This is a genomic window from Streptomyces humi (assembly GCF_001005085.2).
Taxonomy (GTDB): Bacteria; Actinomycetota; Actinomycetes; order Streptomycetales; family Streptomycetaceae; genus Streptomyces; species Streptomyces humi.
On the sequence record NZ_LBMU02000032.1, the window covers coordinates 1 to 22,170 of the forward strand.

Below are 22,170 nucleotides of genomic sequence, written 5' to 3' on the forward strand. Positions count from 1 at the left end.
CTGCTGGGGGTAGCCGTAGCCGGGCTGGGGGGCGGCCGGCTGCTGCGGGTAGCCGTAGCCCGGTTGTGGGGCCGGTGGGCCGGGCGGCGGCTGCGGCGGGGTCGCGGGCGCGCCGAAACCGGGCTGCTGCGGGGGCTCGTTGGGCGGCGGCGGGGGCGGTTGCGTCATGGCGGGGCTACCTCGGGGAAAGCAGGTGGGACGGCGGCTGGGGACGGCGCTGACTGCTGGACGGCACGGGACAAGCCCCGCTCAGTTGCCGAAGGCCATCATCAGCTTCTCCTTCGCCTGGTCGCTGCCGGTCAGTCGCGCGGTCGAGATGTAGAAGCGGCCGTCGACCCAGTCGATCTGACCGTCGTAGAAGCCGCCCTCGATGTCCGCGGTGTGCTGGGGGTTCCGCAGCAGTCCGGTCGGGGTGTGGGTGGCGCCGGTGGTGGGGACGGACACGACCCGGCCGCCCGCGTCGTACGACGGCCTCACGTAGGCGACGAGTTTCCCGCCCTCGGTCTTCACCGGGTACATCGACTCGTCCGTCGGCGACTTCACGCGCCACTTCGCCTTGCCGTCGGTGAGGCTGATCGCGACGATCTCGTTGCCGCCGCTGCTCACGTCCGTCGGCAGGTACAGGGTGTCCGTGTCGACGGCGACGCCCTGGCAGCCCTGGAGGTCGGTGGAGAGGAGCGCCCAGCCGCACTGGGGGGCGAACTTCTCGTCGACCTTGACCTCGGAGCGGAACGTGCCCTTGGCGTCCAGCGTCGAGATGTTCCAGGCCTTCTTGTCCTCGTTGGTCATGTAGACCACGAGCGGGTCGACGGAGTAGGTCCGCTCGACCTTCCAGCCCTTCTTGACCGGTTGCGTCCACTTGACCTTGCCGGTGGCCGGTTCGAGCTCCGAGATCTCGTCGTGCTCGTTGCTGCCGCCGGCGCCGCAGGACGCCACCTGGACCAGCCGGTCCGCGCTGCCCGCGAAAGCCGTCGGGAAGCAGGACGCGCCGTACTTCTCCTTGTCGTACAGCTTCTTGCCGCTGCCCAGGTCGTACGCCGTGCCGGACTCGGAGCGGCCCACCATCAGCGTCCTGCCGCTGATCGTCAGCTCGACGCTGATCGCGCTGTCGAACAGTCCGCCGTCGGCGACGGTCGCGGTCCAGCCCTTGCGGCCGGTGTCCAGGTCGATCTCCTGGAGCTGGTTGCACTTGGCGCGGTCGCTGGTGCCGTTCATGTAGGCCACGACGACCTTGTCGTCCGCGGACTTGGCGGAGGTGACCGCGCAGATCTTCTGCGGGAACGTGATCGGGCCCCACGCCGGATCGCCGTCACCCACCCGGTAGGCGAAGACCTGCTTGTACGCCGCCTTCACCGCCGTCTTCCCGGTGATCCACATGCCGGGGGCGTCGGCGCCGTTCGCGGGTGCGTCCGGAGCCGACTTGTACCAGAGCACCTTGGCCTCGCCGGACCTGCGGCCGTCGTTGAGGTTGTCCGGGTCGGCGCCGCCGTCGCCGCTGCCGTCACCGGGGTCGACCGGGGTACCGGACGCCTTGGGGTCGTCGGAGTGCTGGGCGACCGGCTGCTTGCCGTCGCCCCCGCCGCTGGTCACGGCGTACACCGTGCCTCCCACGACCAGCAGACCCGCCACCGCGGCCGCGACGACCAGTGCGGGCTTCCCCTTGAAGGGACCGCCGCCCGTGCCGCCGGGCGGCGGGGTGGCGCCGGGGCCGCCCGGGTACTGCGGGGGCTGCTGCGGGTAGCCGTAACCGGGCTGCGGGACCGTGGGCGGCTGCGGTTGGCCGTACGGACCGGGCGCCGCGTACGGGCCGGGCTGCTGACCGTGGGCACCGGGCTGCTGGCCGTACGGGCCGGCCGGCGGGCCGTAGGGACCCGGCTGTTGCGGGTAGCCGTAGCCCGGCCGGGGCGGCTGGGCAGGGGGCGGCGGCGTGCCCTGGGGCGCGCCGAAACCCCCCTGTGCGGGCGGCTGTTGAGGCGCGCCGAAGCCCTCGGCCGGCGGCTGCCCCGGTGGTGCTCCGAAGCCGCCCTGCGGCGGCTGGTTCGGTGGCTGGGTCATCAGCGCTCTTCCCCCGTTCACTGATTTTTAGCCACGTCCCGGGGCCCGCGCCGGGCTCAGGACGCTCTCAGAGTGCTCTCAGACCGACCTTTCTATCACTCGGCACCGACAGGCCCCGGAGCCCTGGCTCCCGCCGTTCCCAAGGCAGAACCGCCCTGTGATGCCCCCGTTACGCGCCTTCACGCCCCCTTCACCGGGCGCGCGCAAGGGGGTTGTGCGCTCGGGAGTGCGCGGCTGATTCGCGCCGGCGGAAGTGCTATGCGTCTTCCGCCAGTTCGAGCCAGCGCAGCTCCAGTTCCTCACGTTCGCCGGTCAGGTCCCGCAGCTGGGCGTCCAGTTCGGCGACCTTGGTGAAGTCGGTGGCGTTCGCGGCGATCTGGTCGTGGAGCCTGGTCTCCTTCTCGGAGACGCGGTCCAACTGGCGCTCGATCTTCTGGAGTTCCTTCTTGGCGGCACGCTGGTCGGCCGCGCTGCGTTCGGTTGAGGGCGCCTTGGGGGCGGCGGCGGTGGCGGCGACGGCCTCCTCCATGCGCTGCCGGCGCTCCAGGTACTCGTCGATGCCGCGCGGCAGCATCCGCAGGGTGGCGTCGCCGAGGAGGGCGAAGACGCGGTCGGTGGTGCGCTCCACGAAGAACCGGTCGTGGGAGATGACGATCATCGAGCCGGGCCAGCCGTCGAGGACGTCCTCCAGCTGGGTGAGGGTCTCGATGTCGAGGTCGTTGGTGGGCTCGTCGAGGAAGAGGACGTTCGGCTCGTCCATGAGGAGGCGCAGCAGCTGGAGGCGGCGCCGTTCACCACCGGAGAGGTCGCCGACGGGCGTCCACTGCTTCTCCTTGCTGAAGCCGAACGTCTCGCACAGCTGCCCGGCGGTCATCTCGCGCCCCTTGCCGAGGTCGACGCGCTCACGGACCTGCTGGACGGCCTCCAGGACCCGGGTGTTCGGGTTGAGCTCGGCGACCTCCTGGGAGAGGTAGGCGAGCTTCACGGTCTTGCCGACGGCGACCCGGCCGCCGGCCGGCTGCGCCTCGCCCTCGGTGCGGGCGGCCTCGGCCATGGCGCGCAGCAGCGAGGTCTTGCCGGCGCCGTTGACGCCGACCAGACCGATGCGGTCGCCGGGGCCGAGCTGCCAGGTGACGTGCTTGAGCAGCACCTTGGGCCCGGCCTGGACGGTCACGTCCTCCAGGTCGAAGACGGTCTTGCCGAGCCGCGAGGAGGCGAACTTCATCAGCTCGGAGGTGTCGCGCGGCGGCGGCACGTCCTTGATCAGCTCGTTGGCGGCCTCCACCCGGAAGCGGGGCTTGGAGGTGCGGGCGGGGGCGCCGCGGCGCAGCCAGGCCAGTTCCTTGCGGACCAGGTTCTGCCGCTTGGTCTCCTCGGTGGCCGCGATCCGCTCGCGTTCCGCACGCGCGAAGACGTAGTCGGAGTAGCCGCCCTCGTACTCGTAGACGGCACCGCGCTGGACGTCCCACATGCGGGTGCAGACCTGGTCGAGGAACCAGCGGTCGTGGGTGACGCAGACCAGCGCCGAGCGGCGCTCGCGCAGGTGCCTGGCCAGCCAGGAGATGCCCTCGACGTCGAGGTGGTTGGTGGGCTCGTCCAGGACGAGCAGGTCCTGCTCCTCGATGAGCAGCTTGGCGAGCGCGATGCGCCGCCGTTCACCGCCGGACAGCGGGCCGATGACGGTGTCCAGGCCCTTGGGGAAGCCCGGCAGGTCCAGGCCGCCGAACAGGCCGGTGAGAACGTCCCTGACCTTGGCGTTGCCGGCCCATTCGTGGTCGGCCATGTCACCGATGACCTCGTGCCTGACGGTGGCCTCGGGGTCGAGGGAGTCGTGCTGGGTGAGGACGCCGAGGCGCAGTCCGCCGGAGTGCGTGACGCGGCCGGTGTCGGCCTCCTCCAGCTTGGCGAGCATCCGGATGAGGGTGGTCTTGCCGTCGCCGTTGCGGCCCACCACACCGATGCGGTCGCCCTCCGACACGCCGAGCGAGACGCCGTCCAGCAGGGCACGGGTGCCGTAGACCTTGCTGACGTTCTCGACATTGACCAGGTTGACGGCCATTTCACTCCTGCGCACGGGGACGGTCAGCCTCCCAGCGTAATGCGCGCGGCGAGACCGACTCGCCGACAGGTTCGTGATGATTCAAACGATATGGTCATAAATTCGGCGTATATGACGAATGGGCCGGATGTTGAGGGTTACTCCGATACGTGATCCCGTACAGAACGGAGACAGCCCTATGGTGATCAAGAAGCTGCACGACATGGGCGTACGCAGCGAGCACGCCTACATGGCCGGCCTGGCGTCGATCGGGCTGAGCTTCGCCTCCTGGCTGACCAGCCTCCAGGCCGAACGGGCCGGTGTCGAACGAGCCGACCGCTGGGGCATTTTCGTCGGCGAGTGGGCCCCCACCTTCATCGGTCTGGGTCTCGCCCTGTCCCACTACGAGCAGCAGGAGGGCACGCTGAGCGGATCCCTGCACTCCGTACGCCAGGCCGGTTGACCGGCACGCTCTCCCAGGTACGGTCCGGCCACCGCCGGGCCGCGCCGGTGCGCGGGGCGGTGGCTCAGGCGCCGACGGGTGCGCCGGGGTCCTGGACCGGGGCGAGCACTCGCGCGCCCGGCGCCGGGGCCGTCGCCGTGCGGACCGTGCGGCAGGTGCCGGAAGCGCGCAGGGCCGCGGCGACCTCGGCCGCCGATTCGCCGTCGCGGACCAGGAACGCCGTGGTGGGCCCGGAGCCGGAGACCAGTGCGGTCAGGGCGCCGGCCGCGCGGCCCGCGGCGAGGGTGTCCGCGAGTTCCGGGAAGAGGGACAGCGCGGCGGGCTGGAGGTCGTTGGAGACGGCGGCGGCGAGCGCGTCCGCGTCGCCCTTGGCGAGCGCGTCGAGGAGGTCGCGGGAGGCCACGGGCTCGGGGATGTCCCGGCCCTCGGCGAGCCGGTCGAACTCACGGAAGACGGCGGGGGTGGACAGCCCGCGTCCGGCCATCGCGAACACCCAGTGGAAGGTGGCGCCGGTGTCGAGGGCGGTGAGGCGTTCCCCGCGTCCGGTGCCGAGGGCGGCGCCGCCGACCAGGCTGAAGGGCACGTCGCTGCCCAGGTCGGCGCAGATGGCGAGGAGTTCGGCACGGGAGGCGCCGGCCCGCCAGAGCTCGTTGCACGCGAGCAGCGCGCCCGCCCCGTCCGCGCTGCCCCCGGCCATCCCGCCGGCGACCGGGATGTCCTTGGCGATGTGGATGTGCACGGCCGGTTCGATGCCCCGGCGTTCGGCGAGCGCGAGCGCGGCGCGGGCCGCGAGGTTCGTGCGGTCCAGGGGGACCTGGCCGGCGTCCGGGCCCTCGCAGGTGACGCGCAGTTCGTCGGCGGGGGTGACGGTGACGTCGTCGTAGAGGCCGACGGCGAGGAAGACGTTGGCGAGGTCGTGGAAGCCGTCGGGGCGGGCGGCGCCGACCGCGAGCTGCACGTTGACCTTGGCGGGGACGCGGACGGTGACGCTCACTTGGCGGGCTCCTTGTGCTCGGCGATCCTCGCGAACTCCGCCACCGTCAGCGACTCCCCGCGGGCCTGCGGTGAGACCCCGGCCGCGACCAGCGCCGCCTCGGCCGCCGCCGCGGACCCGGCCCAGCCGGCCAGCGCCGCGCGCAGGGTCTTGCGCCGCTGCGCGAAGGCCGCGTCGACGACCGCGAAGACCTCGCGCCTCGACGCCGTCGTCCGCACCGGCTCCGCGCGCCTGACGAGGGAGACGAGCCCGCTGTCGACGTTCGGCGCGGGCCAGAAGACGTTGCGCCCGATGGCTCCGGCCCGTTTCACCTCGGCGTACCAGTTGGCCTTGACGGACGGCACGCCGTACACCTTGTTGCCGGGGGCGGCGGCGAGCCGGTCGGCGACCTCGGACTGCACCATCACCAGCGTCCGCTCGATGCTCGGGAAGGTGTCGAGCATGTGGAGCAGGACGGGGACGGCGACGTTGTAGGGGAGGTTCGCGACGAGCGCGGTCGGCGGCGGGCCGGGCAGCCCGGTGACGTGCATCGCGTCGGAGTGGACCAGCGCGAACCGGTCCGCGCGCGCCGGCATGCGCGCCGTGATCGTCGCGGGCAGGGCGCTCGCCAGGACGTCGTCGATCTCGACGGCGGTGACCCGGTCGGCGGCCTCCAGCAGGGCGAGGGTGAGGGACCCGAGCCCCGGCCCGACCTCCACGACCACGTCGTCCGGGCGGACGTCGGCGGTGCGGACGATACGGCGGACCGTGTTGGCGTCGATCACGAAGTTCTGGCCGCGCTGCTTGGTGGGGCGTACACCGAGCGCTGCCGCGAGCTCACGGATGTCGGCGGGGCCGAGGAGGGCGTCGGGGGTGGGGCTGCTCACGGGACAAGGGTACGGGCCGCCGGGGACGCCTCCCGCCCGTCACCCGTGCAACCGGTGCCCGCAGTGCGGCCAGGGGGTGGAGCCGCGGCTCAGGTAGAGCTTCTTCGCCCGGAACGTCTGCTCGTCGGCCGGGGCGTCCTGCGGGCGGCCGCTGCCGCCGAGGCTGTGCCAGGTGTGGGTGTCGAACTGGTACAGCCCCCCGTACGTCCCCGAGGGGTCCACCGCGTGCGCGCGGCCGCCGGACTCGCAGACGGCGAGACCGTGCCAGTTCAGGCCGTCGGCGCCCTTCACCGAGTCCGGGTGCGGCTTGGTGCCGACCTTCACGAGCTGCGTGCGCGGTTCGCGCACCAGCTCGGTCCACTCCCGGTGCGGCTTCTGCCGGACCCCGTTGACGGTCCTCAGGTAGTACGTGACCCGCCGCAGTCCGGGCCGTCCGGCGCGCTCCACCACCTCGGTGCCCTTGAACAGGGTCGGGTCCTGGGTCCGCCGCACCTCGAACGGGATCACCTCCTCGCGCACCTCCTTGCTGCCCGTGACCCGCAGCACGGTCACGGTCTGCCCGTCGCGGGGGAAACCGGTGCCGGGCACGGAGGTGGTGTCCTGGCCGTGCAGGGTGATCCCGGCCTCCTCGACGGCCTCGCCGACGGTCGCGGCGTTGGTGCGGATGGTGCGGGTCCGGCCGTCCGCCAGGACGGTGACGGTCCGCTCGGTACGGACGTCGAGCGCCAGTCCGGCGCGTCCGATGCTCTGGGAGCGCGCGGCCGACAGATACGCGCCCTCGGCCCGGACCCCCAGCTCCCGGAGCGCACCGTCGACCGTGCGGGCCGTCGTCCACACCTCGTGCCGCTGCCCGTCCAGAGTGAGGCGGACGGGGCGGCCGTAGCGCACCGCCACCTCGTCGCCGCTGGCCAGTGCCGTGCCGGGGGCGGGCGCGACGACGTCGTGGGCGCCCACGGGTACGCCCTGCTCGGAGAGGAGGCCGGTCACGTCGTCGGCGAACGTGTGCAGGGCGCGCGGCCTGCCGTCGACGGTCAGCTCGACCGCCTTGTCCTTGGCGAGGAACGCGGTGGTGCCGCCGGCCAGGAACACGACGACCAGGGCCTGCGGCAGCAGACGGCGCACGGCGGACTCCGGCCGCTGTCCGGAACGCGCCTTGCGCCGGCGCGCGGCACGCCGGCCGCCCACGGCACGCGCGCCGGTCTCGGGCACCCCGCCCTCCGGCCCGTGCGCCCCCTGCCGTGACAGCCCCGGCTCACCCGGGTGCGCGCGGGCCGCCGCCTGACGGGCGTCCACCAGCGTCCGCGCCCGAGCCTGCGCCGGCCGCTGCCCCTGCGTCTGGGCCTGCGTCTGTGCCTGCGGCTGCGCCGGCCCCTGCGCCTGCCCCTGTACCTGCGCCTGCGCCTGCGCCTGTGCGGTCGGCGGACCGCTCGCCCCGGCCGCGGCCTCGTAGGCCGGCCGATAGGTGTCACCGCCGTACAGCACGCCGTAGCCGAGCGTCTCGGCGTCGTACATGTCCTGCGTCACATACGGGCCGTACACCCCGTGCGCGCCGTAGGCCCCGTGCTCGCCGGGCGCACCCCACGCGCCCGGCGCCCCGTAATCGCCCCGCGCCCAGGGCGCACCACCCGCGCCGTGCGCCCCCGGCATGCCGTAGGGGTCGTACGCCTCAGACGTCTCGTACTGCGATGGGCTCACGCCGACACGCTCCAGAGGGCCAGACGGGGTCCGGATTCGGGCCACCAGAACCTAGCGGAGCTCTCGTCACTCTCCAAAGCGGCACGACTACGCACGGTCACGCGCGAGCCGAAGCCGCAACCGGGCGGACGTTATCCGCCAGTTATGATCGATATACCCTCAGTAGTCGAAGGCGCGGGCCGTGTTCGCGCCCAGGGCCGCCGCCAGCGCATCCTCCTCGATCCCGCGTACGGCGGCCATCGCGCGCACCGTGACCGGAATGAGATACGGGGCGTTGGGCCGTCCGCGGTACGGCGCCGGGGTCAGGAAGGGCGCGTCGGTCTCCACCAGGAGCAGTCCGAGGGGTGCCACCGCCACCGCGTCCCGCAGGTTCTGGGCGTTCTTGAAGGTGACGTTGCCGGCGAAGGACATGAAATAGCCCTCGCGGGCGCACTCCTCGGCCATCTCGGCGTCGCCGGAGTAGCAGTGGAACACCGTCCGCTCCGGGGCGCCCTCCTCCTTGAGGACCCGCAGGACGTCGGCGTGCGCGTCGCGGTCGTGGATGACGAGGGCCTTGCCGTGCCGCTTGGCGATCTCGATGTGGGCGCGGAAGGAGCGCTCCTGCGCGTCCTTGCCCTCGGGCCCGGTGCGGAAGTGGTCGAGGCCGGTCTCACCGACGCCCTTCACCTGGGGCAGCCCGGCCAGCCGGTCCATCTCGGCGAGGGCCTCGTCCAGCGCCGCGTCACCACCGCCCGCGCGGGCACCCTGCCGCGACCACCCGTCGGGGTCGCCGTGCACGATCCGCGGCGCCTCGTTGGGATGCAGGGCGACGGTCGCGTGGACGTTCTCGTGGGCGGCCGCGGTGTCGGCCGCCCACTGCGAGCCCTTGAGGTCGCAGCCCACCTGGACGACGGTCGTCACCCCCACCGACGCGGCCTTCGCGAGGGCCTCCTCGACGGTGCCGGACTGCATGTCGAGGTGGGTGTGGGAGTCGGCGACCGGCACCCGCAGGGGCTCCGGGAGCGGCGGCGCCGCGTTCTTGTCGGCCGTACGGGAGGCCGTACCGGCGGCGTTGGAAGGCATGCCCCGATCCTACGGAAGGGGCATGCCCCGCCGGACTCGCGCCGGGGGGCATGCCCCGCCGGACCCGCGCCCGGGTCAGCTCGCCTTGCGCTGGAACGGATGCAGGAGATCGGACAGATGCCAGTGGTGATCCGCCCCGACCTGTGCGGTGGCCTCCGTCGCCGCCGCCTCGGGCCCGGATCCCGTACCGCCCTCCCCGGCCGGCCGGGGCTGCGGCGGCCGGTGCTGCGACCGCTGGGTCGCGTTCTGCACCGACGAGACCTGCCCCGCGCGCATGATCCGGACGACCTGGCCGTCGCAGTTCAGGCACGCCGGCCGGCTCAGCGGGGACGGGACCACCCGGCCGTTCGCCACGTACGTGACGAACTCGTGGTTGTCGGCGTCCGTGTGGTGCTCTATCTCGTACGACTGCTCCCAGCCGTGCCCGCACCGCATGCAGGCGAAGGAATACGACTCGTGGACGACGGCTGTGGCCGCACCGCGGAGGCCGGTCTGCCCTGCGATCTCACTCATGCCAGCTCCTCTTGTCCGCTGGACAAGCACCCCCGGCGCGGGGATTCCCCCCGGAATCCCATTGGGGGTGAGGGACGGGTGCGTCCCTGCTGACCAGTGGACGCCTTCACCGGCGCGAATGCAGCAGGCCTGTCGAGTGTTGGAGCCGATTTGGACTTCGCTTGCCGAAGGGGCCTCGCGGAGGGGGGATTGCCTTTGCCTTTCCCCGCCTTGCTTTACCGTCCTGTGGGGCGCGCGCTCAGAGGAGAAGCCACCCGCTCAGAGGACGCATCTCCGCAGGTCAGGGGCGCACGCTCAAAGGAGGAGCGGCGCGCTCGGAGATCATGAGCGCCCCTTTGGGACACCGGTCACCGAAGCGCCCCTCCAGGGGCGCGGGGAACTGCGCGACCAGCCCCCCACCGCCCCGCACCCGACTGCACGAAAGCAACCACGACGGTGCTCCAGAACCCGACCTCACCCGTCGACACGCTTCGCTGCAACCACGGCGTCGAAGACAACCCGCTTCGGAATCCCCGCCTCCACGGCCACCGCCGCGATCGCCTCCTTGCGCCGCTCCCCGGCCTCCTCCCGCACCCGCACCCGCCGCACCAGCTCCGCCGCGTCCAGCTCCTCGGGCCCCCGCTCCGGCGCGCCCTCCACCACCACGGTGATCTCGCCGCGCACCCCGTCGGCGGCCCACACCGCCAGCTCGGCCAGCGGGCCCCGGCGCACCTCCTCGTACGTCTTGGTCAGCTCACGGCAGACGGCCGCCCGCCGCTCGGCCCCGAAGACCTCGGCCATGGCCGCGAGGGTGTCGTCGAGGCGGTGGGGGGCCTCGAAGTAGACAAGGGTGCGGCGCTCCTCGGCGACCTCCTGGAGCCGGGAGCGGCGCTCGCCCGCCTTGCGGGGCAGGAAGCCCTCGAAGCAGAACCGGTCGACGGGCAGTCCGGACAGCGCGAGCGCGGTGAGCACCGCGGACGGCCCCGGGACGGCGGTGACGCGGATCTCCCGCTCCACCGCCGCCGCGACCAGCCGGTAGCCGGGGTCCGAGACGGAGGGCATCCCGGCGTCGGTCACCAGCAGCACGCGCGCGCCGCCGGCGAGCTCCTCGACCAGTTCGGGCGTCCGGGCCGCCTCGTTGCCCTCGAAGTACGACACCACGCGGCCCGTGGGCGTCACACCGAGCGCCTGGGTGAGCCACCGCAGCCGCCGGGTGTCCTCGGCCGCGATGACGTCGGCGCCGGTCAGCTCGGCCGCGAGCCGGGGCGGCGCGTCCGCGACGTCGCCGATGGGGGTGCCTGCGAGGACAAGGGTTCCAGTCACTCCCCCATCCTCCCAGCCCGCGCCGTTCGCAAAGGAACCCACCGTGAAGACCCATTGCACGGGACTCACACAGAACGGTTCCCTACGATGGCGCGGTGACCAGTACCGCGTCCTCCACGGACACCCGGCAGGACCAGGCGGGGCCCGACGAGCGGCCGGCGTGGCAGCAGCGGCTGCGCCGGTTCGGCTACTCGGCGAGCCCGGCGCGCACGGCGCACACCACCGGCGGCAGAAGCGCCGAGGGCTCCGGTGTCGTCGACCGCCTGGTGCCGCCGTACGCCGAGCCCAGCTCGCGGATGTGGCTCGCCCTGGGCGTGCCCCCGGTGCTCGCCGAGCGGATCACGCGGTGGTCGGCCTGGGGCGGTCCGCTCCTCGTGACGCTGCTGGCGGGCCTGCTGCGGTTCTGGAACCTGGGCAGCCCCAAGGCGGTGATATTCGACGAGACGTACTACGCGAAGGACGCGTGGGCGCTCGTCCACCGCGGTTTCGAGGTCAACTGGGACAAGAACGCCAACGACCTGATCCTTCAGTCGAACGGCCACCTGACGATCCCGGCGGACGCGGCCTACGTGGTGCACCCGCCGGTCGGCAAGTACGTCATCGGGCTCGGGGAGCTGCTGTTCGGCTTCGACCCGTTCGGCTGGCGCTTCATGACGGCGCTGCTGGGCACGCTGAGCGTGCTGCTGCTGTGCCGGATCGGGCGCCGGATGTTCCGCTCCACGTTCCTGGGCTGCCTGGCGGGCGCGCTGATGGCGGTGGACGGCCTGCACTTCGTGATGAGCCGCACCTCGCTGCTCGACGGCGTACTGATGTTCTTCGTGCTGGCCGCGTTCGGCTGCCTGGTCGTCGACCGGGACAAGGCGCGCGCGAGACTGGCGGCCGCGCTGCCGGCGGACGCGGACGGCCGGGTCCGCCCGGACGCGTACGTCGCGGAGACCACCTGGCTGGGGTGGCGCCCCTGGCGCTGGGCGGCGGCCCTGCTGATGGGGCTCGCGATCGGCACCAAGTGGAACGGCATGTACATCCTTGCCGCGTTCATCGTGATGACCGTGCTGTGGGACATGGGAGCGCGCAAGGTGGCGGGGGCCGAACGCCGGCTCTCGCTGCCGTACGTGGTCGAGTCGATCGTCTCGGGGGCGGTGATGTCCACCGTCGCCGTCACCGTCTACCTCACGTCCTGGATCGGCTGGATCCTCTCCCCCACCGACGGCACCGGGGGCTACTTCCGCAACTGGGCGGCCACCGACGGCAAGGGCGGCAGCTGGACGTTCCTGCCGGACTGGCTGCGCAGCCTGTGGCACTACGAGCACGAGGTGTACCTGTTCCACGTCGGCCTGTCGTCGCCGCACACGTACATGTCGAACCCGTGGTCCTGGCTCGTGCTGGGCCGCCCGGTGTCGTACTACTACGAGTCGCCCTCCCCGGGCGTGGACGGCTGTCCGTCGGACGCCGGCGAGAAGTGCGCCCGGGAGGTGCTCGCGATCGGCACCCCGCTGCTGTGGTGGGCGGCCTGCTTCGCGATCGCCTACGTCCTGTGGCGGTGGGCCTTCCGCCGGGACTGGCGGGCCGGTGCCATCGCCTGCGGCATCGCGGCCGGCTACCTGCCCTGGTTCATGTACCAGGAGCGCACGATCTTCCTCTTCTACGCCGTCGTCTTCGTGCCGTTCCTGTGTCTCGCGGTGGCGATGATGATCGGCGCGATCGTCGGCCCGCCGGGCTGCACCGACACCCGCCGGCTGGTCGGCGCCTCGGGTGCGGGCGTCCTGGTGCTGCTGATCGCCTGGAACTTCATCTACTTCTGGCCCCTGTACACGGGTACGGCGATTCCCATCGACTCCTGGCGTTCACGGATGTGGCTGGACACCTGGGTGTGAGCCACATCCCTGACTCCGTTCGGACAACAATCGGTCAACACCTGCCACAGGAGCTTCACAACGACCTAAAGTGCGACCCACGACCAGCTTTTGAACGTGTTCACAAAACACGGCAAAAGCACACGGGGAGGGATTTCGCACCATGCGCAAGGGGGTCAAGGGCGCCATCGTCGGTGGCGTCTGTGCGGTCGTGCTGGGCGGGGGCGGTTACGCCGCCTACAACGTCCTGACGGCGCTCCACGGCGACGGCACACCGGCCGTACGGACCGGTCCGCCCACGAAGGACGAGATCGAGGACGCCAGCCAGAAGTTCTTCACCGCCTGGGAGAAGGGCCAGTCGGTGAACGCCGCCTCGTTCACGAACGACTCCGCCGACGCCGAACCGGTCCTCACCTCCTTCAGCGCCACCGCGCACATCAAGGACGTGCGCATCACGCCCGGCAAGGCCACCGGCGCCACCGTGCCGTTCGGCGTCCGGGCCACCGTGTCCTACGGCGGGAAGTCGAAGCCGCTCGCCTACAAGAGCTCGCTGCGGATCGTCCGGGGCGAGACCACGCACCGTGCGCTCGTCGACTGGCAGCCCTCCGTGGTCCATCCGGAGCTGCGGCGGGGCGACACCCTGGCCACCGGTGAGGCCGCGAGCCCGCCGATCGAGGCCGTGGACCGCAACGGCAAGGTCCTCACCAAGGAGAAGTACCCGTCCCTGGGCCCGGTCCTGGACGAGCTGCGCAGCCGGTACGGCGACAAGGCGGGCGGCACCCCGGGCGTGGAGCTGGTCGTCCGGCACGCGTCCCAGGAGTCCGCCGACACCACGCTGCTGACCCTCGCCGAGGGCAGGGCCGGCAAGCTGCGCACGACGCTCGACGCGCGCGTACAGGCCGCCGCCGAGACGGCGGTGACGAAGTACGCCGAGTCGTCGGTGGTGGCCGTCAAGCCGAGCACCGGTGACGTGCTCGCGGTCGCCAACAACCGGGTGGACGGCTTCAACGCCGCCTTCCTCGGCGAGCTGGCACCCGGCTCCACCATGAAGATCATCAGCGCCGCGACCCTCATCGACACCGGCCTGACCTCGGCGGCCGGGCCCGCGCCCTGTCCGCCGACCGCGACCTGGCAGAGCCAGACCTTCAGCAACCTCAAGGGACTCGAGCCGGACGAGAAGGCCACCCTCTCGGACAGCTTCGCGCGGTCCTGCAACACGGCGTTCGTGAAGTACGCGGACTCGGTCCAGGTGGACTCGCTCACCAAGGAGGCCGAGGACCGCTTCGGGCTGGGGAAGAACAACTGGAAGGTGGGCATCCCGAGTTTCGACGGGCGGGTCCCGGCCTCCGGCGGCCCGGACACCGCGGCCAACCTGATCGGCCAGGGCCAGGTGCAGATGAGCCCGCTGAACATGGCCTCGGTGGCGGCGACCGCGGCGACGGGGACCTTCCGGCAGCCGGTGCTCGTCTCGCAGAAGCTGGACGGCCGTGAACTGGCCACCGCGAAGGGCCTGTCGGCCGGAACGGCCGGTCAGCTGCGCGCCATGATGAACCGCACCGCGACCAGCGGCACCGCGGCCGGTGTGATGCGCGGACTGAGGGGCAGCATCGGCGCCAAGACGGGGTCGGCGGAGGTCGACGGGCAGTCCAGGTCGAACAGCTGGTTCGCCGGCTACCGCGACGACGTGGCCGCCGCCGCCATGACCCAGGACGGCGGGCACGGCATCGACGCGGCCGGTCCGATTGTCGCGAGTGTGCTACGGATCGGTGGCTGACGTCACTCCCACAGGGCGGGACTCTAGGCTGATGCAGTCGTTGGGGAGCGTGAGGGCTACGGGGCGGCGGGGACCCTGGGGAAGTGCGCGGAGGAACTGAGCTGTGGGCAAGAGAAGGCGCGTCGCCGAGCGGCGGAAGAGCAGACCCGCGGTCGTCGGCGGGGTGATCGCCGTCGTCGTGGGCGGCGCCGGCTTCGGCCTCTACGCGCTGTACGGCGGCGGGGCGGCCGCCGACGCGGCCTCCGACACCGCCGACCACAAGAACGTGAAGACCGGCCCGCTCTCGGCGACCGAGGTGCAGACCACGGCGCGGACCTTCCTGGCCTCCTGGCAGCAGGGCAGCCCCACCCGGGCCGCCGCCGTCACTGACGACGCCGCCGCCTGCGTCAGGCTGCTCACCGGCTACGGCAAGGACGCCCACATCAAGGACGTCACCCTCACCGAGGGCACCCGCACGGGCGCGAAGGTGCCGTTCTCGGTGAAGGCGACGGTGTCGTACAAGGGCGTCAGCAAGCCGCTGTCGTACGACTCCTCGTTCACCGTCGTCCGGCGCAAGAGCGACGGCAAGCCGCTGGTCGACTGGCACGCCGCCGTGGTCCACCCGGACCTGGCGGACGGCGACACCCTGGTCACCGGCGAGTCCGGCACCCCGCCCGTCACCGCCCTGGACCGCGACGGCGGCGAGATCACCACCGCCAGGTACCCGTCGCTGGGCTCCGTCCTGGACGGACTGCGGGAGAAGTTCGGCAAGAAGGCCGGCGGCAAGGCGGGCGTCGAACTGCGCGTGGTGCGCGGCAAGGCCTCCGAGAAGGCGAAGCTCTCCGACAAGACACTGGTCGAGCTCAGCAAGGGCACGCCCGGCACGGTGAAGACCACGCTCAGCCCGACCCTCCAGGCGGCCGCCGAGAAGCAGGTCATGACCCGGAAGAACGCCTCGGTGGTCATGATGCGCCCCTCGACCGGCGAGATCCTCGCGGTCGCCAACTCCAGCCACGGCTTCAACGTCGCCTTCCAGGGCTCCCTGGCCCCCGGCTCCACCATGAAGATCGTCACCTCGACGATGCTCTTCGAGAAGAACCTGGTCACCCCGGACGCGTCGCACCCCTGCCCCAAGACGTACAAGCTCGCCGGGTGGACGTTCCACAACGACGACGACTCCGAGATCAAGAAGGGCACGTTCAAGCTCAGCTTCGGCGCCTCCTGCAACAACGCCTTCATCAACTTCGCTCCGAAGCTGTCCGACAGCGACCTCACCACCGAGGCACAGCAGGTCTACGGCCTCGGCATGAACAACTGGGCCATCGGCGTGCCCACCTTCGACGGCTCGGTCCCGGTGCAGAGCGGCGCGCAGATGGGCGCCTCGCTGATCGGGCAGGGCGGGGTGCGGATGAACCCGCTGAACATGGCGTCGGTCGCGTCCACCGTGGAGACCGGCACCTTCCACCAGCCGTACCTGGTCTCCCCGAGCGTCGACGACCGGACGATCGCGAAGGCCTCGCGCACCATGTCCGCGAAGACCCAGTCCGAGCTGAAGGAGGTCATGTCCTACACCGCGGCGTACGGCACGGCCGCCAAGGCGATGGCGGGACTCGGGCCGGACTACGGCGCCAAGACGGGCTCCGCGGAGGTCGACGGGCAGAAGAAGCCGAACGGCTGGTTCACCGCCTACAAGGGCGACCTGGCCGCCGCGGGCGTGGTCCAGGCGGGCGGCCACGGCGGCGACACGGCCGGCCCCATCGTGGCGGCGCTGCTCAAACTGGGCTCGTCCCTCTAGCCGGCCTCCGGCCGGGGACCGGTCGGACTAGCCGGCCACGGGGGTGGCCATGTAGGTGCGTCGCAGGAAGCGCAGCAGCGCCTTCGACTCGAACTGCACCACCGACGTGCCGTGGTCGGAGTGGAACTCCACCACGGCCTGCACCCGCCCGAGCGGCCACACCCGCACGTCACCGCTGGCCGCCGGCGCCCTGAGGCCCTCCTCCAGCAGCGTGCGGGAGAAGGTCCACTCGTCGGTGCCGGGCAGCCCGACCCGGACCGACCGCGGGTCGGCCTCGGGGTCGTAGCGCAGGACGACGGGTACGGCGGGCGGCTCGTCCCGGGCGTCGTCGTCCGTGACGATGTGAACTCGCGCATACTGCTCGACTACAGACATCGGACTGCCCTTTGCGCTCCGTGATCTGTGCGAAAGCTGTGCATCCGCTTTCCCTCCAATGTCGCACATTTTCCGGAACATGCCCGCTCGCGATGGGTGACCAACGGATATACGTCTCTCTCGCTCTTGCAAAGCATTCGCAACAGCACCTTAAAATCGGTCCGTGCACGTACCTGACGGATTCATCGACGCCCCCACCTCCGCGGTCACCGGCCTGGTCGCGGCCGGCGCCCTCGCGGTCAGCCTGCGGGGCGCACGGCGGGAACTCGACGAGCGGACGGCTCCGCTGGCCGGTCTGGTGGCGGCGTTCATCTTCGCCGTACAGATGCTCAACTTCCCCGTGGCGGCCGGAACAAGCGGGCACCTGCTGGGCGGGGCGCTGGCCGCGATCCTGGTCGGCCCCTGTACGGGCGTGCTGTGCGTGTCCGTGGTGCTGCTGATGCAGGGGATCCTGTTCGCGGACGGCGGCCTGACCGCGCTCGGCGTCAACATCACCGACATGGCGCTGGTGACCACCGTCGTCGCGTACGTCGTCTTCCGGGGCCTGGTGAAGGTCCTGCCGCGCGGCCGGCGCTCGGTGACCGCGGCCGCCTTCGTCGCCGCGCTGCTCTCCGTCCCGGCCGCCGCCGTCGCCTTCACGCTGCTCTACGCGGTCGGCGGCACCACGGACGTGGCCATCGGCAAGGTGGCCACGGCGATGATCGGCGTGCACGTGCTCATCGGCCTCGGCGAGGCCGCGATCACCGCGCTCACCGTCGGCGCGGTGATCGCGGTACGCCCGGACCTGGTGTACGGGGCGCGCGGGCTGCGGCAGCGGCTGAAGCTGCGGGTGAACGGTGAGCTGGTGGACGCCCCCGCGTCCGCTCCGGTGCCCGTGGCGGCCCGCACCTCTCGGCGCGCGCTGTGGATCACGGGTCTGGCGGCCTCCGTGGTGCTCGCCGGTTTCGTCAGCTTCTACGCCTCCGCCGACCCCGACGGGCTGGAGAAGGTCGCCCACGACCACGGCATCGACGCGAAGGCCGAGGAGCACGCCGCCGCCGGGTCCCCGCTCGCCGACTACGGCGTCCGGGACGTCTCCGACGCCCGGCTCTCCGGCGGTCTCGCGGGCGTGATCGGCGTCGGGGCGACCGTGGCCGCGGGCAGCGGGGTGTTCTGGGCGGTGCGCAGGCGCCGTACGGGCGCCCCCTCCGAGGCGCGCTGATGGGGGCGGGGCACGCCCACCGGCTCTACCGGCACGCGCACTCCCCGGTGCACGCGCTGCCGCCGCACACCAAGCTCGCCGCCGTCCTCGCCTTCGTGGTCGTCGTGGTCTCGACCCCGCGCACCGCGATGTGGGCGTTCGGTCTGTACGCCGTGCTGCTGGCGTGCGTCGCGCACCAGGCGCGCGTGCCCGCGTCCTTCGTGCTGCGCAGGCTGCTCATCGAGGTGCCGTTCGTCGCCTTCGCGGTGCTGCTGCCGTTCGTGGCCCAGGGTGAGCGGGTCGACGTCCTCGGCCTCTCGCTCAGCGTGAACGGCCTGTGGGGTGCCTGGAACGTCCTCGCCAAGGGCACCCTGGGCGTCGCCGCCTCCGTCCTGCTGGCGGCCACCACGGAGCTGCGCGAACTGCTGCTCGGTCTCCAGCGGCTCCGGCTCCCGCCGCTGCTGGTCCAGATCGCCTCCTTCATGATCCGCTACGGCGACGTCATCACCGACGAGATGCGGCGGATGCGGATCGCCCGGGAGTCGCGCGGCTTCGAGGCGCGGGGCGTGCGCCACTGGGGCGTGCTCGCGAAGTCCGCGGGCGCGCTGTTCATCCGCTCCTACGAACGCGGGGAGCGCGTGCACCTGGCCATGGTGAGCCGGGGGTACGACGGCTCGATGCCGGTCATCGACGAGGTGACCGCGTCCCGGGCCCAGTGGACCCGCGCCCTCGCACTGCCCTCGTCCGCCCTCGTCGTCTGCCTGTTGGGATGGGTCCTGTGACCGCTGCCGCCTCGCTGGAGGTCTCCGGCCTCGCCTTCGCCTACCCCGACGGCCATCAGGCCCTGTTCGGCGTCGACTTCTCGATCGGGCGGGGCGAACGGGTCGCGCTGCTCGGCCCGAACGGGGCCGGGAAGACCACCCTCGTCCTGCACCTCAACGGCATCCTGAGCGGGGGCGCCGGCACGGTGACGGTGGCCGGACTGCCCGTCGGCAAGCGGCACATGGCGGAGATCCGGCGCCGGGTCGGCATCGTCTTCCAGGACCCGGACGACCAGCTGTTCATGCCGACCGTGCGGGAGGACGTGGCGTTCGGGCCCGCGGCGGCCGGCCTGAAGGGCGCGGAGCTCGACGCGCGCGTGCGTGCCGCGCTCGATCAGGTGGGCATGGCCGGTTTCGCCGAACGCCCGCCCCACCACCTGTCCTTCGGACAGCGGCGCCGGGTCGCCGTGGCCACCGTCCTCGCCATGGAGCCGGAGATCCTCGTCCTCGACGAGCCCTCCTCCAATCTCGACCCGGCCTCCCGGCGCGAACTGGCGGACATCCTGCGCTCCTTGGACGTGACCGTCCTCATGGTGACGCACGACCTGCCCTACGCCCTGGAGCTGTGCCCCCGCGCCCTGATCCTGAGCGACGGGACGATCGCCGCCGACGGTCCCACCGGTCAACTCCTCGCCGACGAAGGCCTGATGAGGGCGCACCGGCTGGAACTCCCCTTCGGCTTCGACCCGCGGGCGGCGACGGCCGGCCGGCAGGAGGTGTGACGCGTTTCCGTGACGGCCGTCCCGCGCGTGGCCGCGTCCGTGACAATGGGCGGGTGACGCATCAAGAGGACGCCGGGGTGCCGCGGCTGGACGACCAGCTGTGCTTCGCGCTGTACGCCGCGCAGCGGGCCGTGACCGCCGCCTACCGTCCGCTCCTCGACGAACTGGGGCTCACCTACCCGCAGTACCTGGTGCTGCTCGTCCTGTGGGAGCGGGGCGAGACCACGGTGAAGGAGCTGGCCGGCGCGCTCCGCCTGGACTACGGCACGGTGTCGCCGCTGCTGAAACGGCTGGCGGCGGCCGGCCTGGTGCGCCGGGAGCGTTCCGAGCAGGACGAGCGCGCGGTGCTCGTCGCTTGCACCGAGCGGGCGGAGGAGCTGCGGGAGCGCGCGGCCCGCATACCGGGCGCGCTGCTCACGACGACCGGGCTGGGCGGGACGGAGGTGGCGCGGCTGCGGGAGGAGCTGCGCGAGCTCGCGGACCGGGCGGGCCGGGCGGCCTGGCACCAGGTGTAGCCGCCGCCGGCCGGCCGGGTCACCGCCTGTTACCCGCGGTTTCCACCCCCCTCCCCGTCCCAGGGCTTCCTACCGGTCGGTACCTTGTGCACGATGTGCTTGCACACTTCTGTGTTGCCCACCACTGTTTCTGCCCTGGGGGAGGTCCCGCCGTGATCGAAGGCGCCACCGTCGACACCCGTCCGACGAAGATCATGTATGTCGCCGAGGCGACCGCCCACGGCGGCCGGGACGGGTATGTCACCAGCCAGGACGGCCGGATCGACCTCCAGGTCGCGATGCCGCCGGAGCTGGGCGGCGACGGGAACGGCACCAACCCGGAGCAGCTGTTCGCGGCCGGTTACAGCTCCTGCTTCCACAACGCGCTGATCCTCGTCGGCAACCGCTCCGGCTACGACCTCACCGGCTCCACGGTCGCCGCGAAGGTCGGGATCGGCCCGAACAAGCAGCGTGGCTACGGCCTCGCGGTCGCCCTGAGCGTCTCGCTGCCGGTGCTGGACGCGGACGTCGCGGCGAAGCTGGTGGACGCCGCCCACGAGGTCTGCCCGTACTCGAACGCGACGCGCGGGAACATCGACGTGACGATCGTGCTTGGTTGAGGGGGACAGCGCCGCCGAGCGAGGAGTACGGACGTGGACGTGAACGGCACAGTGGCCGAGGGCTTCGAGCCGGTGAGGGACGCGTTCGCCAGGAACTTCGAGCAGCTCGGTGACCGGGGCGCGGCGGTGGCCGTGTACCGGGACGGGCACCGGGTCGTCGACCTGTGGGGCGGCGCCCGGGACTTCGACGGCAGCGCGGCCGCGGCGCCCTGGGAGCGGGGCACCGCCCAGATCGTGCGCTCGGCCACCAAGGGCGTCGCCGCCGCCGTACCCCTGCTGCTGCACCAGCGCGGCGAGCTGGACCTGGACGCGCCGGTGGGCGAGTACTGGCCGGAGTTCAAGGCGGCGGGCAAGGACCGCACGCCGGTACGGCAGCTGCTCGCGCACCGCGCGGGCGTGCCGGTGCTCGACCGGCCGCTGACGCCCGCCGAGGCCGCCGACCCCGACGCCGGCGCCGCCGCGGTGGCCGCGCAGGCGCCGGTGTGGGAGCCGGGCACCGACCACGGCTACCACGCCCAGACCTTCAGCTGGCTGGCCGGCGAGCTGGTGCGGCGGGTGACCGGGCGGAGCGCCGGCGAGTGGATCGCGGACGAGATCGCCGGACCGGTCGGCGCCGACCTGTGGCTCGGGCTGCCGGAGGCGGAGCGGGCGCGCGTCGGGCGGGTCGGGCCCGTCGGGGCGCCGGAGACCGCGGGTGCCCTGCGGACCCGGCCCAAGCGCGCCGTCTCCGAGGCGTACGCCGACCCCGGCTCGCTGACCCGCCGGGCGTTCGGCGCGATCTGCCCGCTCCCGGACGAGAACGACCCCGGCTACCAGGCGGCCGTCCTGCCCGCCTCCAACGGCATCGCCACCGCGGACGGCCTGGCCCGCTGCTACGCCTCGCTGATCGGCGAGGTCGACGGCGGCCGCCGGCTGTTCACCCCGGAGACCATGGAGCTGGCCCGCACCGAGCAGTCGGCGGGACCCGACCGCGTCCTGGTGGTCTCCACCCGCTTCGGGCTCGGCTACATGCTGCACGGCAGCGCGTCCCCGCTCCTGTCCCCCACCTCCTTCGGCCACCCGGGCCGCGGCGGCGCACTCGGTTTCGCCGACCCGGAGTCGGGCATCGCCTTCGGGTACGTCACCAACGGCTTCCGCACGAGCGTGACGGCGGACCCCCGCGCCCAGGCCCTGGTACGGGCGGTACGCACGGCACTTTCCTAGCCCCGGCGCACCTGCCCCGCCCTGCCCGCGCGCCCCTCACACGTTGATCGGGTGCGAGTGGCGGCCCGAGTCCGCGTCGATCTCGCCGTGCGCCTTGGTGAGCAGCTGCATGGCCAGTTCGTTCAAAGCGCGGGCGCCCGCGATCTCCTCGCCGACCCTGGGCTGGTTGTTGTCGGAATCGTGACGGCTCGCGTGGCCGTGGGCGCGCACCTCGGTGCCGTCGGGCAGCCGGACCAGGGCCACCGCGCGTGTATGCGTGTCGTCCTCCAGGAACTCCAGCTCCACATGCCATCCCACAGCGGTTTGCATCATGGGGACCACCTCCGGAATCGCTGCTTCCAGGGTGCTCCTCGGGGCCCGGACCGT

General features: G+C 72.3%; 20 protein-coding genes. 10 read left to right on the forward strand and 10 right to left on the reverse strand.

Annotation, left to right across the window (positions count from 1 at the left end; translation table 11 throughout):
- Positions 1-249: 249 nt before the first annotated feature.
- The gene (locus AAW13_RS15105; RefSeq protein ID WP_046732911.1) at positions 250-2,055 is read right to left on the reverse strand and encodes an outer membrane protein assembly factor BamB family protein; all 1,806 of its coding nucleotides are present in this window, start codon (positions 2,053-2,055) and stop codon (positions 250-252) included.
- A 256-nt stretch (positions 2,056-2,311) separates the two neighbouring features.
- The gene (locus tag AAW13_RS15110; protein ID WP_046732912.1) at positions 2,312-4,114 is read right to left on the reverse strand and encodes an ABC-F family ATP-binding cassette domain-containing protein; all 1,803 of its coding nucleotides are present in this window, start codon (positions 4,112-4,114) and stop codon (positions 2,312-2,314) included.
- A gap of 178 nt (positions 4,115-4,292) precedes the next feature.
- Between AAW13_RS15110 and AAW13_RS15115 the strand changes: the two genes are divergently transcribed.
- Entirely contained in the window at positions 4,293-4,556 is a 264-nt protein-coding gene (locus AAW13_RS15115; RefSeq protein WP_046732913.1) for a hypothetical protein, read from the forward strand.
- A 64-nt stretch (positions 4,557-4,620) separates the two neighbouring features.
- Here the strand turns inward: AAW13_RS15115 and AAW13_RS15120 are convergent, their stop codons facing one another.
- The 6 genes from AAW13_RS15120 to rsmI all read right to left on the reverse strand — a co-directional run bounded on the left by AAW13_RS15120 (position 4,621) and on the right by rsmI (position 10,988).
- Positions 4,621-5,550: a 4-(cytidine 5'-diphospho)-2-C-methyl-D-erythritol kinase gene (locus tag AAW13_RS15120; protein ID WP_046732914.1), complete on the reverse strand. Its 930-nt coding sequence runs from the start codon at positions 5,548-5,550 to the stop codon at positions 4,621-4,623.
- Positions 5,547-6,416: a 16S rRNA (adenine(1518)-N(6)/adenine(1519)-N(6))-dimethyltransferase RsmA gene (gene rsmA, locus AAW13_RS15125; protein ID WP_046732915.1), complete on the reverse strand. Its 870-nt coding sequence runs from the start codon at positions 6,414-6,416 to the stop codon at positions 5,547-5,549. Before rsmA ends, AAW13_RS15120 begins: the two co-directional genes overlap by 4 nt.
- A 39-nt stretch (positions 6,417-6,455) precedes the next feature.
- Positions 6,456-7,928, reverse strand: a complete 1,473-nt coding sequence (locus AAW13_RS15130; RefSeq protein ID WP_046732975.1) for a resuscitation-promoting factor — start codon at positions 7,926-7,928, stop codon at positions 6,456-6,458.
- Positions 7,929-8,270: 342 nt separating this feature from the next.
- On the reverse strand, positions 8,271-9,173 hold the full coding sequence (locus AAW13_RS15135; RefSeq protein ID WP_046732916.1) for a TatD family hydrolase: 903 nt from the start codon (positions 9,171-9,173) through the stop codon (positions 8,271-8,273).
- A 75-nt stretch (positions 9,174-9,248) separates the two neighbouring features.
- A complete protein-coding gene (locus AAW13_RS15140; protein WP_046732917.1) occupies positions 9,249-9,686 on the reverse strand; it encodes a hypothetical protein in 438 nt (145 codons plus the stop codon).
- A 453-nt stretch (positions 9,687-10,139) separates the two neighbouring features.
- On the reverse strand, positions 10,140-10,988 hold the full coding sequence (gene rsmI / locus AAW13_RS15145; protein ID WP_046732918.1) for a 16S rRNA (cytidine(1402)-2'-O)-methyltransferase: 849 nt from the start codon (positions 10,986-10,988) through the stop codon (positions 10,140-10,142).
- A gap of 95 nt (positions 10,989-11,083) precedes the next feature.
- Here rsmI and AAW13_RS15150 point away from each other — a divergent pair, with 95 nt between their 5' ends.
- The 3 genes from AAW13_RS15150 to AAW13_RS15160 all read left to right on the forward strand — a co-directional run bounded on the left by AAW13_RS15150 (position 11,084) and on the right by AAW13_RS15160 (position 16,389).
- The gene (locus AAW13_RS15150) at positions 11,084-12,862 is read left to right on the forward strand and encodes a dolichyl-phosphate-mannose--protein mannosyltransferase (protein WP_046732919.1); all 1,779 of its coding nucleotides are present in this window, start codon (positions 11,084-11,086) and stop codon (positions 12,860-12,862) included.
- 142 nt (positions 12,863-13,004) lie between these two features.
- Positions 13,005-14,615 (forward strand): penicillin-binding transpeptidase domain-containing protein, encoded by a 1,611-nt coding sequence (locus AAW13_RS15155; protein ID WP_046732920.1) that lies wholly within the window; start codon positions 13,005-13,007, stop codon positions 14,613-14,615.
- A 103-nt stretch (positions 14,616-14,718) separates the two neighbouring features.
- Positions 14,719-16,389, forward strand: coding sequence for a penicillin-binding transpeptidase domain-containing protein (locus AAW13_RS15160; protein ID WP_046732921.1), 1,671 nt, complete (start codon positions 14,719-14,721; stop codon positions 16,387-16,389).
- Positions 16,390-16,416: 27 nt separating this feature from the next.
- Here the strand turns inward: AAW13_RS15160 and AAW13_RS15165 are convergent, their stop codons facing one another.
- The gene (locus AAW13_RS15165) at positions 16,417-16,764 is read right to left on the reverse strand and encodes an SsgA family sporulation/cell division regulator (protein ID WP_046732922.1); all 348 of its coding nucleotides are present in this window, start codon (positions 16,762-16,764) and stop codon (positions 16,417-16,419) included.
- A gap of 163 nt (positions 16,765-16,927) precedes the next feature.
- Between AAW13_RS15165 and AAW13_RS15170 the strand changes: the two genes are divergently transcribed.
- The 6 genes from AAW13_RS15170 to AAW13_RS15195 all read left to right on the forward strand — a co-directional run bounded on the left by AAW13_RS15170 (position 16,928) and on the right by AAW13_RS15195 (position 21,804).
- The gene (locus tag AAW13_RS15170; RefSeq protein WP_046732923.1) at positions 16,928-17,965 is read left to right on the forward strand and encodes an energy-coupling factor ABC transporter permease; all 1,038 of its coding nucleotides are present in this window, start codon (positions 16,928-16,930) and stop codon (positions 17,963-17,965) included.
- A complete protein-coding gene (gene cbiQ / locus AAW13_RS15175) occupies positions 17,965-18,726 on the forward strand; it encodes a cobalt ECF transporter T component CbiQ (RefSeq protein ID WP_046732924.1) in 762 nt (253 codons plus the stop codon). Before AAW13_RS15170 ends, cbiQ begins: the two co-directional genes overlap by 1 nt.
- Positions 18,714-19,487, forward strand: coding sequence for an energy-coupling factor ABC transporter ATP-binding protein (locus tag AAW13_RS15180; RefSeq protein ID WP_206306225.1), 774 nt, complete (start codon positions 18,714-18,716; stop codon positions 19,485-19,487). The genes cbiQ and AAW13_RS15180 overlap by 13 nt, the downstream gene beginning before the upstream one ends.
- Before the next feature lie 53 nt (positions 19,488-19,540).
- The gene (locus AAW13_RS15185) at positions 19,541-20,002 is read left to right on the forward strand and encodes a MarR family winged helix-turn-helix transcriptional regulator (RefSeq protein WP_046732926.1); all 462 of its coding nucleotides are present in this window, start codon (positions 19,541-19,543) and stop codon (positions 20,000-20,002) included.
- 194 nt (positions 20,003-20,196) lie between these two features.
- Positions 20,197-20,601: an organic hydroperoxide resistance protein gene (locus tag AAW13_RS15190; RefSeq protein WP_206306226.1), complete on the forward strand. Its 405-nt coding sequence runs from the start codon at positions 20,197-20,199 to the stop codon at positions 20,599-20,601.
- Between the two features lie 33 nt (positions 20,602-20,634).
- On the forward strand, positions 20,635-21,804 hold the full coding sequence (locus tag AAW13_RS15195) for a serine hydrolase domain-containing protein (RefSeq protein ID WP_046732928.1): 1,170 nt from the start codon (positions 20,635-20,637) through the stop codon (positions 21,802-21,804).
- A gap of 36 nt (positions 21,805-21,840) precedes the next feature.
- Here AAW13_RS15195 and AAW13_RS15200 read toward each other — a convergent pair whose 3' ends face one another.
- Positions 21,841-22,116, reverse strand: a complete 276-nt coding sequence (locus AAW13_RS15200; protein ID WP_046732929.1) for a DUF1876 domain-containing protein — start codon at positions 22,114-22,116, stop codon at positions 21,841-21,843.
- Between the last annotated feature and the right edge of the window lie 54 nt (positions 22,117-22,170).